This is a genomic window from Erythrobacter sp. YT30 (assembly GCF_001542875.1).
Lineage (GTDB): Bacteria > Pseudomonadota > Alphaproteobacteria > Sphingomonadales > Sphingomonadaceae > Erythrobacter.
The window spans coordinates 289130-305160 of record NZ_LMAF01000001.1; the positions used below are offsets into that span (position 1 = coordinate 289130).

Annotated in this window: 13 protein-coding genes; 8 read left to right on the top strand and 5 right to left on the bottom strand. The window is 57.4% G+C overall.

Features of this window, described 5'->3' with window-relative positions:
* Nucleotides 1-29: 29 nt before the first annotated feature.
* Complete coding sequence (gene panB / locus AUC45_RS01350) at nt 30-902, bottom strand: 3-methyl-2-oxobutanoate hydroxymethyltransferase (protein WP_067597059.1); 873 nt, start codon at nt 900-902, stop codon at nt 30-32.
* Nucleotides 903-1035: 133 nt separating this feature from the next.
* Here panB and AUC45_RS01355 point away from each other — a divergent pair, with 133 nt between their 5' ends.
* The 4 genes from AUC45_RS01355 (at nt 1036) to AUC45_RS01370 (ending at nt 5396) form a co-directional block, all read left to right on the top strand.
* Nucleotides 1036-2448, top strand: a complete 1413-nt coding sequence (locus tag AUC45_RS01355; protein WP_067597061.1) for a sodium-dependent transporter — start codon at nt 1036-1038, stop codon at nt 2446-2448.
* 113 nt (nt 2449-2561) lie between these two features.
* Nucleotides 2562-3482 carry an ImuA family protein gene (locus AUC45_RS01360; RefSeq protein ID WP_233998492.1) on the top strand — a complete coding sequence of 307 codons (921 nt, stop codon included), beginning with the start codon at nt 2562-2564 and terminating at the stop codon, nt 3480-3482.
* A complete protein-coding gene (locus tag AUC45_RS01365; protein WP_369815211.1) occupies nt 3367-4995 on the top strand; it encodes a DNA polymerase Y family protein in 1629 nt (542 codons plus the stop codon). The genes AUC45_RS01360 and AUC45_RS01365 overlap by 116 nt, the downstream gene beginning before the upstream one ends.
* A gap of 62 nt (nt 4996-5057) precedes the next feature.
* A complete protein-coding gene (locus tag AUC45_RS01370) occupies nt 5058-5396 on the top strand; it encodes a PilZ domain-containing protein (protein ID WP_233998493.1) in 339 nt (112 codons plus the stop codon).
* A gap of 104 nt (nt 5397-5500) precedes the next feature.
* On the opposite strand, the gene AUC45_RS01375 is transcribed toward AUC45_RS01370, so the two are convergent.
* The 3 genes from AUC45_RS01375 to AUC45_RS01385 all read right to left on the bottom strand — a co-directional run bounded on the left by AUC45_RS01375 (nt 5501) and on the right by AUC45_RS01385 (nt 7866).
* Entirely contained in the window at nt 5501-6070 is a 570-nt protein-coding gene (locus AUC45_RS01375; protein ID WP_197409480.1) for a phosphoribosyl-AMP cyclohydrolase, read from the bottom strand.
* Nucleotides 6071-6398: 328 nt separating this feature from the next.
* Nucleotides 6399-7388, bottom strand: coding sequence for a S41 family peptidase (locus tag AUC45_RS01380; RefSeq protein WP_067597063.1), 990 nt, complete (start codon nt 7386-7388; stop codon nt 6399-6401).
* Nucleotide 7389: 1 nt separating this feature from the next.
* Nucleotides 7390-7866 (bottom strand): MarR family winged helix-turn-helix transcriptional regulator, encoded by a 477-nt coding sequence (locus tag AUC45_RS01385; protein WP_067597065.1) that lies wholly within the window; start codon nt 7864-7866, stop codon nt 7390-7392.
* A gap of 337 nt (nt 7867-8203) precedes the next feature.
* On the opposite strand from AUC45_RS01385, the gene AUC45_RS01390 reads away from it, so the two are divergent.
* From AUC45_RS01390 to AUC45_RS01405, 4 genes are all read left to right on the top strand, one after another.
* Complete coding sequence (locus tag AUC45_RS01390; RefSeq protein WP_067597067.1) at nt 8204-9433, top strand: putative DNA modification/repair radical SAM protein; 1230 nt, start codon at nt 8204-8206, stop codon at nt 9431-9433.
* Nucleotides 9433-10893, top strand: coding sequence for a UdgX family uracil-DNA binding protein (locus tag AUC45_RS01395; RefSeq protein ID WP_082700907.1), 1461 nt, complete (start codon nt 9433-9435; stop codon nt 10891-10893). The genes AUC45_RS01390 and AUC45_RS01395 overlap by 1 nt, the downstream gene beginning before the upstream one ends.
* A 1-nt stretch (nt 10894) precedes the next feature.
* Nucleotides 10895-14497 carry an error-prone DNA polymerase gene (locus tag AUC45_RS01400; RefSeq protein ID WP_067597068.1) on the top strand — a complete coding sequence of 1201 codons (3603 nt, stop codon included), beginning with the start codon at nt 10895-10897 and terminating at the stop codon, nt 14495-14497.
* Between the two features lie 63 nt (nt 14498-14560).
* Nucleotides 14561-15250 carry an extensin family protein gene (locus tag AUC45_RS01405; protein WP_233998494.1) on the top strand — a complete coding sequence of 230 codons (690 nt, stop codon included), beginning with the start codon at nt 14561-14563 and terminating at the stop codon, nt 15248-15250.
* 12 nt (nt 15251-15262) lie between these two features.
* Here AUC45_RS01405 and phoB read toward each other — a convergent pair whose 3' ends face one another.
* Entirely contained in the window at nt 15263-15949 is a 687-nt protein-coding gene (phoB, locus tag AUC45_RS01410; RefSeq protein WP_067597071.1) for a phosphate regulon transcriptional regulator PhoB, read from the bottom strand.
* Nucleotides 15950-16031: the final 82 nt, after the last annotated feature.

A 16031-nucleotide genomic window follows, 5' to 3' on the forward strand; every position in this document is an offset into this window, starting at 1 on the left:
CCTAAATGAGATCGCGATAATCGCAGGTGTCAGCTTTTCGGTTGATAGGTCTGGTCTTCGCTCGGGAAGGTTCGCGCGCGCACTTCCTCAGCATACGTTTCGACCGTTTTGTCGATCATTCCCGCCATGTCGTTATAGCGTTTAACGAAGCGGGGCACACGTTCAAACATGCCGAGCATATCTTCGGTCACCAGCACCTGCCCGTCGCACTTTGCGGATGCGCCAATGCCGATGGTTGGAATTTCAAGAGTCTTGGTGAGCGCAATCGCGATCGGTTCAATCACCCCTTCGATAACGATGGAGAAAGCGCCTGCATCTTGCAGCGCCTGCCCATCGCCGATGATCTTGTCGTGTTCCTGCTGGCTGCGTCCGCGCGCTGCATATCCGCCGAGCACATTCACGGCCTGTGGGGTGAGGCCCACATGGCCCATCACCGGAATGCCGCGATTGGTCAAAAAGTGAACGGTTTCAGCCATCGCCTCGCCGCCTTCAAGCTTTACCGCAGCCGCGCCCGTTTCTGACATGATCCGGCTTGCCGTGTCGAAAGCCTGTTCCTTTGATCCCTCATACGATCCGAACGGCATATCGACGACGACAACGCTGTGATAGCTGCCGCGAACAACTGCAGCGCCGTGCGCGATCATCATATCAACCGTGACGGGAAGGGTGGAATCGAGCCCATAAATCACCTGGCCCAGCGAATCCCCAACCAGCAGCAGATCGCAATGCGTATCCAGCAATTGTGCCTGACGCGCGGTGTACGCCGTCAGCATTACCAAAGGTTCCTTGGTTTCGCCGTCTTTCTTGTGATCGCGAATGCGCGGCACTGTCAGCCGTTTGCGCGGCTTTGGCGTTGGATTGGCTCTACTGGTGCTCGTATCGAGCTGGAATGTGGTGGACATAAGCGCGCCATTTAGCGTCCGCTTGGGATAAAGGCAAAGCAAGACCCTTGGCGACGGCGCGCTTTTCTTGCAGAAAGGTTGCAGAAATGAGGGCGCATCGGGGGATGCGCGTTAGAGGGATAGATTTCCAATCATGGCAGTAGCAGGTTCCGGCTCAAAAGCCGGTCATGAAAACTGGTCGTCGCGCACGGCATTTATTCTGGCGGCAGTCGGTTCAGCGGTCGGCCTTGGCAATATGTGGCGCTTTCCGGCAGAGGCTGGCGAAAATGGCGGCGGCGCATTCGTGCTGTTCTATATTTTCTGCGTTTTGTTGATCGGTTTGCCGGTTCTTTTGGCGGAAGTTCTGATCGGTCGGCATGGCCAGGCCAATGCGCCCGAAAGCGTGCGTAGGGTCGCGCGAGATTCCAATGCGGGAGAGGGGTGGAGCATCCTTGCCTCGCTCGGTGTCTTTGCCGCCTTCCTGATCCTAAGCTTCTACTGCGTCGTTGGTGGCTGGGTGGTCTATTACATCGGTATTTTTGCCAATGACCTTGTTCAAACGGGGCTGACAGGCGGCGCGTTTGCGGGTCGTCCGGCTGAGGATATCGAGGGGTTGCTTCCCGGATTGTTTGGCAATGCCGGATTGATGATTGGCCTCAATCTGGGCTTTCTGGCGGTCACGATGTTCTTTGTTTCGCGCGGGATTTCCAGCGGAATTGAATGGGTTGCGGTCTATTTGATGCCGCTGTTCTTCGTCCTGTTCCTGGGGATCACGATTTACGGCGCGTTCACGGGTAATTTCAGCGATGCCGTCAGCTATCTTTTCACTTTCGATTTTGAGAAATTGACAGGCGAAGTCATGTTGGCCGCAGTCGGCCAGGCGTTCTTCTCGCTGTCTTTGGGCGTTGCTGGCATGATGACCTACGGCGCCTATGCCAATCGCGACACCAATCTGGGCAAGACTTCGGGCATTATTGCGGGCGCTGATACGGGCGTTGCGATCCTTGCGGGTCTGGCGATTTTCCCGATTGTGTTTGCGGCAGGGCTTTCGGCAAGTGCTGGTCCGGGCCTGATGTTTGCATCCTTGCCCGTGGCGTTTCAGGCGATGCCGTTTGGATCGATGATTGGCCTCTTGTTCTTCGTCATGATCTTCTTTGCCGCGCTCACCAGTTCGGTTTCGCTGCTCGAAGCGCCGACAGCCTATGTATTTGAAAAGTTCAACATGCCGCGCATGGTCGCGACCCTTATCGTTGGTGCAGGCGCTGCGGTGCTCGGCGTGCTCTCGTCGCTTTCGTTTAACGACATGGCTGAATTCTATCCGCTCGGCTTCATACCGCTGTTTGCCGAGACAAACTTCTTCGACACTCTCGATGGGGTGACGGCCAAGCTGTTCATGCCGATCGGCGCGATTTTGACCTGCATCTTTGTTGGCTGGATCGCGGATGCGCGGTTGATTGATGATGAGAACGGGCTTGATGGCATTTTGCACCAGACGTGGCGCGCGCTTGTCCGGTTTGTTTGTCCGGTGGTGCTGGCCGTGATCATGGCGTTCGGCCTCTTCAGCTGAAGATCGGGGCGATTGCGGTTCCAAAACGGGCCAAAACGGGATTGCAATCGCTCACAGGTTGTGGAACATAATAGGAACAAGTGGGCTTTATATGAGTCTCACTGACTGTTCCTATGACCCAATCGACGCACTCTTCAGGCGCAAACGCGCTTCAAGCATCTCCTGTCCCGCAGCGCCCCGCAGGCGCAGACAATGCCGCGTGCCTTTCTGCCAAGGATATCGAGGCGCTTTCCAAACAGCGTGAGGCGCGCTGGCGACCCGGGCTTGCCGATCAGCCGCTGCATAGCGAGATTTTCGCCGCTACCGGCAATGCCAGCGGGGCAGGGGTGGCGCTCGCTCTGGCGAAGGATTTTCTGCAATCTGTACGGCCAGAGGATGATCCACTCGCCGAGAGCGATGACCGGCGCAAGATCCTGTGGGTGCAGGAAACGCGCGCGATTGAGCGGGGCGGGCGGCCATATCTGCATGGCTTGCCGCCCGAATGGCAGGACCGTTTGATCCATGCCGAAGCGAAGACCGCGCAAGATGCTCTCTTTGCGCTTGAAGAAGGGCTCAAATGCCGTGATCTCGCCTGCGTGATCGGGGAGATTGTCGGCAATCCGCGAGAGCTTGATTTCACCGCTTCACGCAGGCTCAGCCTGACAGCGGAAAGGCATGGCGTGCCCTTGTGGCTCGTGCGGCTTGATGCGCAAGCCGACCTGTCCTCTGCCCGGATGCGCTGGCGTGTTGAAGGCGCACCATCGCTGCGCCCCCGCTGGAACAGCGAAGCACCCGGTGAGCCGCAATGGCAAACCGAATTGTTCCGCGCCCGTGCCCATGCGCCCGGGAAATGGATGCTCACCCATGACAACAAAACCCTCATCGCCCGCAAACCGGGCGCGTCAGACAAAAACCTCAAAGGCGGGCTTGGAACAGCGCTTGCCAGACATCACCGGCTCAAACGCAGAGCAGACACCGCAGCCAAAACGCCGGATTCTCGCCATATGGTTCGCGCGACTGTCGGTCGATCGCTGGCGGCTTGCGCAAGGATGTGAGGAAGGCGAGGGCGCAGATACACTGCCCACCGCGCTCATCACCGAAACAGCGCATGGCCCGCGGATTGAAGCGCTGAACCGGGCAGGGCACGCTGCTGGCCCAAGAGAGGGCATGATGCTGGCCGATGCGCGGACGCTGTGCCCAGCCATCCAGATCGCTCCGGCTGATCCGGCAGGCGATCTGGCGAGCCTTCGGAAACTTGCACTGTGGTCGCAGCGCTGGGGCCCGTGGAGCGCGCTTGACGAGCCTGATGGCGTGCTGGTCGATATCACTGCAGCAGCGCACCTGTTTGGCGGAGAAAAGCGCTTGCTGGCCGATGTTGCGGCCGCCTTTGCGCAGCGCAAGCTCATGACCCGCGCAGCCATCGCGCCAACCGCGGGCGCGGCCTGGGCGCTTGCGCATTACGGCCCGCAATCCAGCATTGTTGGCGAGGGCGAATGCATCATGCGAGCGCTCGCTGATTTGCCGGTGGCAGCGCTCAGACTGAACGAGGACGTGCTTACCATTCTGGGCCGTCTGGGGCTTAAGCGCATCGAGAACATCGGTAACATTGCGACAGGCACGATCGATCGCAGCGAGGCGGATGCGCGCGATTCGCTCCACCGCCGGTTCCGCAATCGCAAATCACCCTCGGCCAATCCGCTTATCAGGCTCGATCAATTGCTGGGCCGCCTGCCAGAGCCTTTGCTCCCCGTCGTCCCCAATAACGCGCCGATGGTGCAACGCCGTCTGGCAGAGCCGATCCGCCATCGCAGCCTGCTCGATAAAGTGCTCGAAGATCTGGCAGAAGACATGCAGCGCGAACTCGAAGCGCGCGGCGAGGGCGCGCGGCGGCTTGAAGTGGGCCTGTGGCGCGTTGACGGCGAAGTGATTGTGCGCGCGCTTGAACTGGCCGCTGCCACGCGCGCGCCTGATCACATCATCCGCCTGTTTGCGAACAAGCTTGAGGATATCGATGCGGGCTTTGGGATAGAAACTGTCCGCCTGCGGGCAAGCTGGGCTGAACCCCTCGCATTGTCGCAAAGCGATGTCGAAGCGGCAGCAGAGCGGCATGGCATCTCGCTATCTGCGTGTATTGATCGGCTGACTGTCAGGCTCGGGGCTCAGGCGGTGCGCCGCCCCGTGGCCCGCGCGAGCCACCTGCCGGAACGCGCACAATATTGGCAGGCCCCCCTCGATCCTGTGCCGCCGGGCGCGGCGGATGCCGTCAAAAATCGCCAGCGTCCTTTGAAAATGCTCGACAGGCCCGAACAGATCGCCGTCCTTTATGCTTCACCCGATGGCTATCCCCAGCGCTTTCGCTGGCGCGGAGATGTGCGCGATGTGGTGCGCGTGGAAGGGCCGGAACGCATCGCCCCTGAATGGTGGCGCGAAAAATCGACAACGCGTTTGCGCGATTATTACAGGATCGAGGATACGAAAGGGCAGCGTTACTGGATCTATCGCCACGGTCTTTTAGGCGATGGCCGCGGCGGTGTGCCGATGTGGTATTTGCACGGCCTCGCCGCATGATCCGGATTAACAAACATCCACTCGCTTAAGTTTCGTTCACCATTTTGTGCAATGAGGCTGATATGAATATGCACTCGATACCTCGTTCCGCAGAACGCCACCCGCTTAGCCTTATGGTTAAGGGGCGGGTGCAATCTCGTGTCGTTTATGTCGATCTGGTCGACATTTCCGAGGGCGGTTGCAAAGTGAGAGGCAGCGCCGGATTTACGAAAATCGGTGATCGCATCATTCTTAAAGTCGGCGAAGTGAATGCCCCGCTCGGCAAAGTCGCCTGGGTCGAGGGTAAATATGCCGGTGTTTCGTTCGAAGGAAACATCCACCCCGCCGTGCTCGATCATTTGCGCGCCACAAAAGGCGGCCCATTGGAAACCGACACAGCGGACAAGCAGCGCAAAGTTTAACCCTGGGCACTACTGCCGCTCATATCTGCTCAAATTTCGTCCGGCCCCAAGAAAAAGGTCGCCAGTCTCGGCAGACTGACGACCTTCTCGGGGGGGCTCGTCAATCAGCTTGGGTCGAAAGGCAATGAACTGTGGTGCACAGTGATTTTTAGATCGCCGTTATCGTCCTTCATGTAGCCGAATGTGTATTCTACCTTGGTTTCGCTGCCGTCTGTGCCGGTGAAGTAGTAATTACCCATGGCAATAGCTTTGTCGCCATCTTCATCGATGACGGTGCCTTCGTTTTCCCAGCGTACAGCTGTGTAAGGCGCTAGCGCAAAGCCTTTATCTTCGGTCCCTTCGGCGCCGACAAAGTAGCTCAAAGCGCCTTCAAAAGTGCCGCGGAACTGGTCCTCTGCAGCCAGTGTTGGCTTGAATAGAACTGTGTCGCTTTCTTCGTAAGCGTAGAACTCGTTGATGTGATCAGTAGCGGCCTGCCGGTAATCACCTTCTTCGGTGAAGACGCCGCCGATTTTGACAATGCCTTCACCCCATGCCTGCTGGGCTGCTTCCACCTCTGCACCGGTGATTGGATCGCTGGTGTCAATCCCAGTGGAAGCAGCCTCGGTTCCGCCACACGCAGCCATAGCGAATGCACTCGCTCCGAGTACCGAAGCAGTCATAGCCTTTTTCATTCATACTCTCCCAGATAGTCCGATTGCGCATTCGAGCATTTTCGCCACTCAAGTACGCGCAGTAGGCTGAGATAGGTATTGCCCGATCGGCATAGGCTGTGTGGCTTATATGGCTTTCGACCCATCGCGGAAGTTGCTAACAATCATTAGATATTTGATGTCCTTAGCGAAGTCGGGAGATTTGACTTGGCGAGGAGATCAGCCGGGACATAGTCATATGTAATTGGGTTTCTCCTGCCCTCCCAGCACCAGGATCCGCTTTCGACCCAAACGCGGACGTAGATCATCACCTGTCCGGGACCCAAAAGCGGACGTGATCTCGTCGTCGCTACTGAATGTCACCATCAACTGAAGATATTGCTTCACGCGCCAGGTCGAGCGCCTTTTCCAATGCCTGCTCTTCTGACACTTGAATGTCGGGCCTAACGCCTACGTTCTGCCAGTTTTTCCCGGTAATAGGATTGATCGATCGGCCTTCCGGAAGATCAAGAGCGAAATGCTCGTGGACGCGGCGATATTCGAATGGATGCGCACCACCGCCGGTGACCTCCCCAACGATCGTTGCGCGGCCCAGCGCCTGGAGATTGTAGGCCAGCGCTTCGGCCGCGGAGAAGGTTCGGTGCGAGGTCAAAATGTAGAGAGGCTTCGTGCCTCCAAACTTTCGGCCTGGCACCCAAGAGGGCGATGTGCTGGCACTGTGCCGGTCTTTTGGGCGATTGTACGTTCCAGTCAGGGGGTGCTCGCCTTCATCTAACAAATAGCCCGTGATGAGGTTCGCCGTCTCGGCCCCGCCGCTGTTCTTTCGCAGATCTATGATGAGCGCCTCTCCTTGAGCTACCACGGTCATAGCGGCTGCAATGACGTCGGCGGCCATTGAGGGCGGAGGAAAGACCCGCAGGTCTAGCAACATGATGTTGCCATCGAGACGCTCTATTTTCTCGACGCCATGATTGCGATGGGGACCATACCATCGCTCCATTTCGGCAGCAGAGTAGTCTGCTTCGCCACTGTCTTCAGAGATTGGTGTGGCGCTATAGCTCAGACCGAGATGACCATCGCGTGATTGCTCACGCAGCCATTGGGTGACAACACGTCCGAATTCTTCAGGATCCGAGATGTTTTGCCAGTCTTGGGAGGCCTTTGGCAGCCGCTGAGCGAGCTGAGCGCCGAGTTCTGGATCGACATAACGAGCTCTCAACAGCGTCGCGGCATTGTCGATGATTTCTGCGCGGTCGGCATCATCGATATTCTCAGCAAGCACGAGCTCGCTTCCCAGCGCTGCATAGAGGATCAAGAAAGCTATTCGAAGCCGCTTCATTCTAATCTTCCTCACGTGAACTGAACTCTGCAATCCGCTCTGGGAAGCTCTTAAGCGTCAATGCTGCAAGGGCTTCGTCGAGGATTGTAGAGAGGGGATACGGTAGCTCATCGTCGAGTTGAGACGCTGCGAGCGCAACGGCCTTCCAGATCGGCTGTAGTTCTTTCGCTGTAGAGAGTCCGTGCTGTGAAAGGCTGACAATCCGCTCGCGCTGGTCGCTACCTTTTGCGTATTCAATGAAATCGCAACGTTTCATTTCGGCGAGAGTTTGGGTGGCTGCTGGCTGGCTGCATTGCAGCTGGTCGGCAATCTCTGAAACCGACGCGCCCTCATTACGCATAAGAAGCTGGAAAACCGGATAGAAGCGCGGGCGAAACTGGTGTCCCTGGCGTCTGTAATGCGCAGTCAGCTCGCCGTCGAGCTGCAAAAGCAACAAGCGAAGCTGGGTACCTAAGCCAGTTTTATGAACATCAGTCATATAAGCGCTTATATAATGAGTTTGTCGCTACGCAAGCGATATCTCGGTCACTCGATCAGGTTGAGTCGTGAGCGCCGTCTTTGGCCGTCAGCGTCTGATCATACGTGCTTGGGCCGAAATCAAACAGTCCGCTCCCACCCCAATTTCGGACACCTGAGCAAGAGCAGAGATCCCCAGCTTGCGACCATCATTCGGTGACGATGCTCTACTGAATCATCCGTGATGCTGCCGTCAGATACGGACCGAAGGGCTCGGCCTTTTTGTTACTTGCACACTTTGCATTTTGAAAATCCTACATCAGAACATATAAGGAACAAAAAGGTGTTCCGTGGTTCAGATGTCGCTTCGTGATAGACTCGAAATTCTCGCCGATGCTGCGAAATACGATGCTTCGTGCGCGTCTTCGGGGACGGCCAAGAAGAACTCGCTGGGCGGGAAGGGCATTGGCTCGACCGAGGGGATGGGGATCTGCCATGCCTATGCGCCCGATGGACGGTGCATATCGCTTCTGAAAATCCTGCTGACCAATCACTGCATTTTCGATTGTCATTACTGTATCAACCGCAAAAGCTCGAATGTGCGCCGTGCGCGGTTCACTCCTCAGGAAGTCGCGGACCTGACGCTCAATTTCTACAAGCGCAATTATATTGAGGGGCTGTTCCTCTCCTCCGGTATCATCAAAAGCTCCAATCACACGATGGAGCAGCTGGTCGAATGCGCGCGTATCCTGCGTGATGAGTACGATTTTCGCGGATACATTCACCTAAAAACCATTCCAGAGGCCGATCCGGAGCTGATCCACCAGGCCGGCCTTTATGCGGATCGTGTCTCGATCAATGTCGAATTGCCAACGCGCAAAGGTCTGACCCGGCTCGCGCCTGACAAGGATGAAACCCAGATCGAAGGGGCGATGGGCAAGACCAAGGCTCGCATCATCGAGGCAAAGGATGAAAGGAAGCGCTTCAAACACGCGCCGCGCTTTGCGCCTGCGGGCCAATCGACGCAGATGATTGTGGGCGCGGATGATGCCAATGATGCCGATATCGTCGGGCGGGCAAGTGGCCTTTATAAAGGCTTTGGCCTGCGCCGGGTGTATTACAGCGCGTTCTCTCCGATCCCCGATGCATCTGCCGTGCTGCCTTTGAAGCGCCCGCCTTTGATGCGCGAACACCGATTGTATCAGTCCGATTGGCTGATGCGCTTTTATGGCTACGCGCCGCAGGAAGTGGCGCAGGCGACCGACAAGAACGGCAATCTTCCGCTCGATATCGATCCCAAGCTTGCCTGGGCTTTGAAATTCCGTGATCAATTTCCGCTCGATGTAAACCGCGCATCGAAAGAGCAATTGCTTCGCGTACCGGGGCTGGGGACAGTGGCAGTGCAGCGGATTTTGCGTGCGCGGCGGCATCGGACTTTGCGTTTGGATGATGTGGCAAAGCTTACGCAGTCGATCGCGAAAGTGCGCCCGTTTCTGGTGGCGCTCGATTGGCGGCCAACCACGCTGACGGACCGGGCGGATCTGCGCAGCCTGCTTGCTCCCAAAGAAGAGCAGTTGGAGCTGTTTTGATGAGAGCCCAACGCGCCAGCATGCAGAATGTCTCCTTGGGAGCGCATTACGTCGTCCATATGCCTCAGCCCGATGATTTCGCTTACTGGCGGGAGCGGGCGCGGGCGCTGATCCAGTGCGATGTGCCGCCTGATCGTGTGAGCTGGGTGGAACCGGGCGGGACGGGTGATCTGTTCGCAGAGGGCGGGCCGCCTCGCAGGACCAGGCGCTTGCCGTCGCCCGGTAAGGATGCGCGCGAGGTACGGGTACCGCGGCGTTTTCTCAGACTTGCAAGAAACGCAATCCTACACAGTGACCAAACACGCTTCGCGCAGCTCTATCTGCTCTTATGGAAGCTCCAATCCAATCCCCGGATCATGGAGGACAAGGCCGATCCGAATGTCCGCCGGATTGAAGAGCTCGACAAATCCGTGCGCCGTGACAGCCACAAAATGCACGCCTTCGTCCGCTTCCGCGAAGTACGCGATGAAAGCGGCGCGGATCACTATGTAGCTTGGTTTGAGCCCGATCATCACATCGTGCGCGCCAATGCCGGGTTCTTCATGCGCCGCTTTGCGAACATGAACTGGTCGATCCTGACCCCGCGCGGTTGCCTCCACTGGGATGGCACAACCATGCGCGAAAGTGGTCCGGCACGGCGAGAGGATGCGCCCCAAGGTGATCCTGTCGAGGAGCTTTGGAAATCGTACTATTCCTCGATCTTCAATCCAGCACGGCTGAAAGTGGGCGCAATGCTTGCGGAAATGCCAAAGAAATATTGGAAGAACATGCCTGAGGCGAAGCTGATCCCCGATCTCATCGCCGGGGCGCAGGCACGCGAAGCCGGTATGGTGGCAGCGGGGGCTAGGGAGGCGAAAGAACGGCCTGCCACGCTCGATGCGATAGCGGCAGGTGTCAGCGCATGCCGTGACTGCCCGATTGCTGAATGCGGCAAGCGCGGTGTGATGGGTGAGGGGGCTGAGACTGCACCGCTGATGATCGTGGGCGAACAGCCGGGCGATCAGGAGGATTTGCAAGGCAGGCCATTTGTGGGGCCTGCTGGGCAATTGCTTGATGAATATCTCGCGCAGGTGGGAATTGATCGAAACGCAGCTTACGTTACCAATGCGGTCAAGCATTTCAAATATGTCCAGCGCGGCAAGCGGCGCATCCACCAATCCCCCACAGCGAAAGAGATCGATACGTGCCGCTGGTGGCTCGAAGCTGAGCGCGAGGTTGTGAAGCCGCGCATAGTGCTCGCCTTGGGTGCTTCTGCGGCGCGCGGGCTTTTGGGGAAGACAGTGAGCGTTTCGCGCGCTCGCGGGACGCCCATCCCGCTTGAAGGGGGAGCGGAATTATGGGTGACGGCGCACCCCTCCTATCTTTTAAGGCTCGATGGAGAAGCGCGCGAGACCCAGGCCGAATTGTTCGCGCGTGATCTGACATCGGTGAAGGCGCGGTTGGACGCGCTGCCAGCGTGATATGCCTGAAGCCCCTCTCACCCCTGACAAACGCACGCTGGAGATCGATCCCGACCTGATTGACGCGCCGCCACGCGCGCCCTTTATCGAACTGGGCTTGGTCAGCTGTTTTAGCTTTCTGCGAGGGGCCTCGGACGCGGTGGACCTTGTGATGACGGCGCGCGTTTTGGGCTATGATGCAATCGGGATTGCCGATGCGAACAGTTTTGCAGGCGTGGTGCGCATGCACACCGAGGCGGCGACGCTCAAACTGCGTCCGGTAATCGGGACGCGGATTGAGACAGTCGAAGGTCTCGCTTTTCTCGCTTACCCGCGTGACCGAGCCGCTTATGGCCGCTTGTGCCGCCTTATCAGCGAAGGCCGGATGCAGACGTTGTCGGGCAAGTGGCAGGAAAAGGGTGTATGCGAAATCAGTCTGGCAATGCTGGCTGAGCATTCGGAGGGAGTGCAGCTGATCCTGCTGCCGCCGGATGATTTAGATCAGCGCGTAACAATCACCGTTCCAAGCAATGTTATTCCACTCCCGCTTGCGGGAGTGGCTAGAGGCGGGTCTACGAAACCGGAAAGCTCCCACAAGCAGGAGGGGGCGGAAGGTGTAAACCATTTCGGCCCCAGCGAACTCACCGCTCCTTTCGCTGATATCCTTCCTCGCCTCGCTCGCCAACTTCCCGCATTGCAGTATCTCGCAGCATCTTACCTCTATCGCGGAGACGACGTCGCGCGGATTGATCGTCTTGAGGCCCTCGCTCAGACCAATAGCCTGAGGCTGCTTGCAACCAATGACGTGCATTACCATGCGCCCGAGCGTCGCCCGTTGCAGGACGTTATGACAGCGATTGCGAATAAGACGACAGTGGAGGAAACGGGGGACCTGCTCCACGCCAATGCAGAGCGGCACTTGAAATCGCCTGAAGATATGATCCGCCTGTTCGAACGCTGGCCGCATGCGATCCAAGCTGCGCGCGACGTGGCTGATGCCTGCAATTTCAGCCTCAGCGAACTGCGCTACGAATACCCTGAGCGACATTATCCTGGCGGCATGTCAGCGCAAGATTATCTCGCACAACAGGCTTGGGAAGGCGCAAAATGGCGCTATTCGGAAGGTGTCCCTTCGTCGGTGCATGCGACGATCGAGAAAGAGCTTGCCCTAATCTCCAAGCTCCAGATCGCCCGCTACTTCCTGACGATCAAGGAAATCATCGATTTCGCGCGCAGCCAGGATCCACCCATTCTTTGCCAGGGGCGGGGCAGTGCTGCCAATTCAGCGGTATGCTTTTGTCTCGGGATTACCGAAGTCGACCCGGCAAAGCACCAGCTCCTGTTTGATCGCTTCATTTCTGAAGAGCGCACTGAGCCGCCTGATATCGATGTCGATTTCGAACATGAGCGGCGCGAAGAGGTGATCCAGCACATCTACGAGAAATATGGTCGTCGCAGGGCAGGTCTGTGCGCTACGATCATTCACTATCGCCCACGCATGGCGATCCGCGAGGTCGGTAAAGCGATGGGGTTGAGCGAGGATGTCACCGCTGCACTATCCAGGACTGTTTGGGGTTCATGGGGTGACGGGATTGAAGAAAAGCACGCCGCGGAAACCGGGCTCGATCTGGAGGATCCGCATTTGCAGCGCGTTCTTAAGCTGACCCACCTGATGATCGGTATGCCCCGTCACCTAAGCCAGCATGTCGGAGGATTTATCCTCACTGATAGCCCACTGACAGAGACCGTGCCGATCGGAAATGGAGCAATGCCCGATCGCAGCTTTATTGAATGGGATAAGGACGACATTGATGAGCTGGGCATTTTCAAGATCGATGTTCTGGCTCTCGGCATGCTCACCTGTATCCGCAAGGGGCTCAATCTTCTGGAGAGGCATCATGGACGCTCGCTGACCATGGCAACTGTCCCATCCGAGGATCCTGCGGTTTACGACATGCTCTGCAAGGGCGATTCGCTTGGTGTTTTTCAGGTCGAAAGCCGCGCGCAGATGAACATGCTTCCGCGTCTTCGGCCGCGTGAGTTCTATGATCTGGTCGTGCAGGTCGCAATTGTCAGGCCTGGGCCGATCCAGGGCGATATGGTGCATCCCTATCTCAAACAGCGCCGCCGAAAACGGGAGATGGGTGAGAAGTTCCACTTCGACATGCCGAGCCCTGCACCGGACAAGGGGCCTGCCGACGAGCTGTTATCGATCCTGGGCCGAACATATGGCGTGCCGATTTTTCAAGAGCAGGCAATGAAGATCGCACTTGATGCGGCGAAGTTCTCACCCAAGGAAGCCAACCGGTTGCGCAAGGCCATGGCAACTTTCCGCAGTCGAGGCATGGTCGATGAGTTACAGGATTTGATGGTCGGTAAGATGGTGGATCGTGGTTATGATCCGGATTTCGCCCAGCGCTGTTTCAACCAGATCAAAGGATTTGGCGAGTACGGCTTTCCTGAGAGTCATGCGGCGAGCTTTGCGCATCTTGTCTACATTTCAAGTTGGCTGAAATGTCATTACCCGGCTGCTTTTGCAGCGGCGCTTCTCAACTCGCAGCCAATGGGATTTTATGCCCCAGCGCAGATTGTTCGCGATGCTAGAGATCACGGGGTCATAGTCCTGCCCGCAGATGTGAATGGATCCGACTGGAATTGCACCTTGGAAGAGGTTTCCCAGGATTCGGAAGGCGAGGACCAAGGCGGCAGATCGATTGCTCTCCGCCTCGGCTTTCGCCAAGTCGACGGGTTGCCTGAGCATGTCGCGGCGCAGCTGATTGATGAACGCGACAGTAATGGACCGTTTCCTGACGTGCGAGCCCTGCGGGATCGTGCACGCATTCCCACCGCCCATATTGAGCGGCTTGCCAGTGCGGACTGCTTTACCTCGCTCCATTTGCCGCGCAGACGGGCGCTATGGGATGCGCGCAGCCTGATTGCGGGACCCAATCTGCCACTGTTCCGCGCTGCCGAAACGCGCGATGAGGGGGGTGAAAATGCGCAGACGTACCTTCCCTCAATGCCACTATCCGAGGAAGTCGTCGCCGATTATCAGACCACCCGATTGAGCCTCAAAGCGCACCCAATGTCCTTTATGCGGGCGAGTCTCGCCGAGCGTGGCTTTGTCCGGGCATGCGATCTTCGAAACCGCAAATTCCGCTCTGTGGTGCAGGTGTCGGGCGTCGTCCTGATCCGACAGCGTCCTGGCAGCGCCAAGGGCGTGTGTTTTATCACGCTGGAAGATGAAACAGGCGTCATCAATCTCGTCGTCTGGCCAGATCTCAAGGAAAAGCAGCGCAAGGTCGTGATGGGCGCGCGGCTGATGGAGGTGCGTGGACGAGTGGAATATGATGACGAGGTCATTCACGTGATTGCGCATCATATGACGGATGCGACGGACAAATTGTATGCGCTGTCGGACGATATGCTGAACGCCCCCATTGCGCGCGCAGACCACGTCAATTCGCCGATCAGCAGCCACAAAATGCCTGCAAGCAGAGCGAACGTCTCTGCGAGCAAGGAACAGAAAACTGTTCAGGTGCGTGAGATCATCGATCAGCTACCAAATGTTCAGGGGCATCCGCGCAACCATCGTATCCTGCCCAAATCGCGCGATTTTCACTAAAGGCCACTAATGTCCAGATCACAGCGAAAGCGCACGCGAAGGACGAAGAAAGCAGGTTCTCGCTTGGTACGCTCAATCCTGCTGCTGACGATTGGCGCGATCGGGGGATTTGCGGGTTGGAACTGGCTCGAAGCTAATCCGCAGCACAACCCTTGGGCGCCGCTTGACCTTAATGACCCTGTGGGGATGGCAACGGTCACCAAACTTGTCGCTTTGCGCGACAATGTTCCGGAATGTCGCGCCGTGCTTGATCGCAGCGGAATAGAGTACTCCGCGCTCGAGCCCGTGGGCGAGGGGCCTTGTGCTCGGCCTGACCGTACGCAACTCACTGATATTCCGCTCGCTCCCAACACGCCAGCTGTCACATGTCCCGTGGCAGCAGCGCTTGAAATGTGGCGACGCAAAGCCGTGGAGCCGGCAGCCCGCGAAATCCTGGGCAGTGAACTTGTGCGAATGGAGCATATGGGCGCTTACAATTGCCGCAGGATGCGCGGCGCAGGATCAGGCAGTGGGTGGAGCCAGCATGCGACCGCCAATGCAATCGACATATCCGCTTTCATTCTGGCTGACGGCCGCCGGATTTCACTTCTTAAAGGATGGGATGGATCAGACGAGGAGGCGCAGTTTTTAAGGCGGATCCGCGATGAGGCATGCGATGTTTACGCGACCGTCCTGTCACCCGATTTCAATGCGGCACATGCAGACCATTTTCATTTCGATCAAAGCACAAGATGGACGGGAGTTTGTCGTTAATCCTGCCATACTTCAGATCGCTTCCAACGCATATCCTGCTGAGCGGACGGTGCGTATAGGATCTTTGGCGCCATCAACGCTGATCGCTTTTCTGAGACGGCGAATGTGTACGTCGACTGTGCGCAGCTCAATATCACTCCCGGTGCCCCATACACCATCAAGCAACTGGCCACGGCTAAACACCCTGCCAGGGCTCTCCATAAAGAATTTAAGCAAACGATATTCAGTCGGCCCCAATTGAAGCGAGCGACCGCGCCGCTGCACTTTGTGGGCAACTGGATCGAGCTTGATGTCGCCCACTTCGATCGTCTCGCCAGCCAAAGCTGGGCGAATGCGCCGCATCACGGCTGCGACACGCGCAAGCAGTTCGCGCGGACTAAAAGGCTTTGTCAGGTAGTCATCGGCGCCAGTTTCAAGACCTCGAACGCGATCATCTTCCGCTTCTCGCGCGGTCAGCATGATAATGGGGACATGTGCTGTTTCTTTGTCGCGGCGTAGACGGCGGCAAACCTCAATGCCGCTCGTTCCCTCAATCATCCAGTCGAGAATGATCAGATCCGGCACATCTTCGCTCGCGAGGACCATCGCCTCATCACCATCGCTGGTGCATCGGACCTGATAGCCTTCATTCTGAAAGCGATATTCTAGCAATTCGGATAGGGCCGGATCGTCTTCGACCAGAAGCAATTTTGCGGACATGAGCTTACACCCTCCTGTGGCTCTAGGAGATCACCACACCAAGTTTGCTTGTTTCAGTTTGACTACAATTTAAAGAAATGGC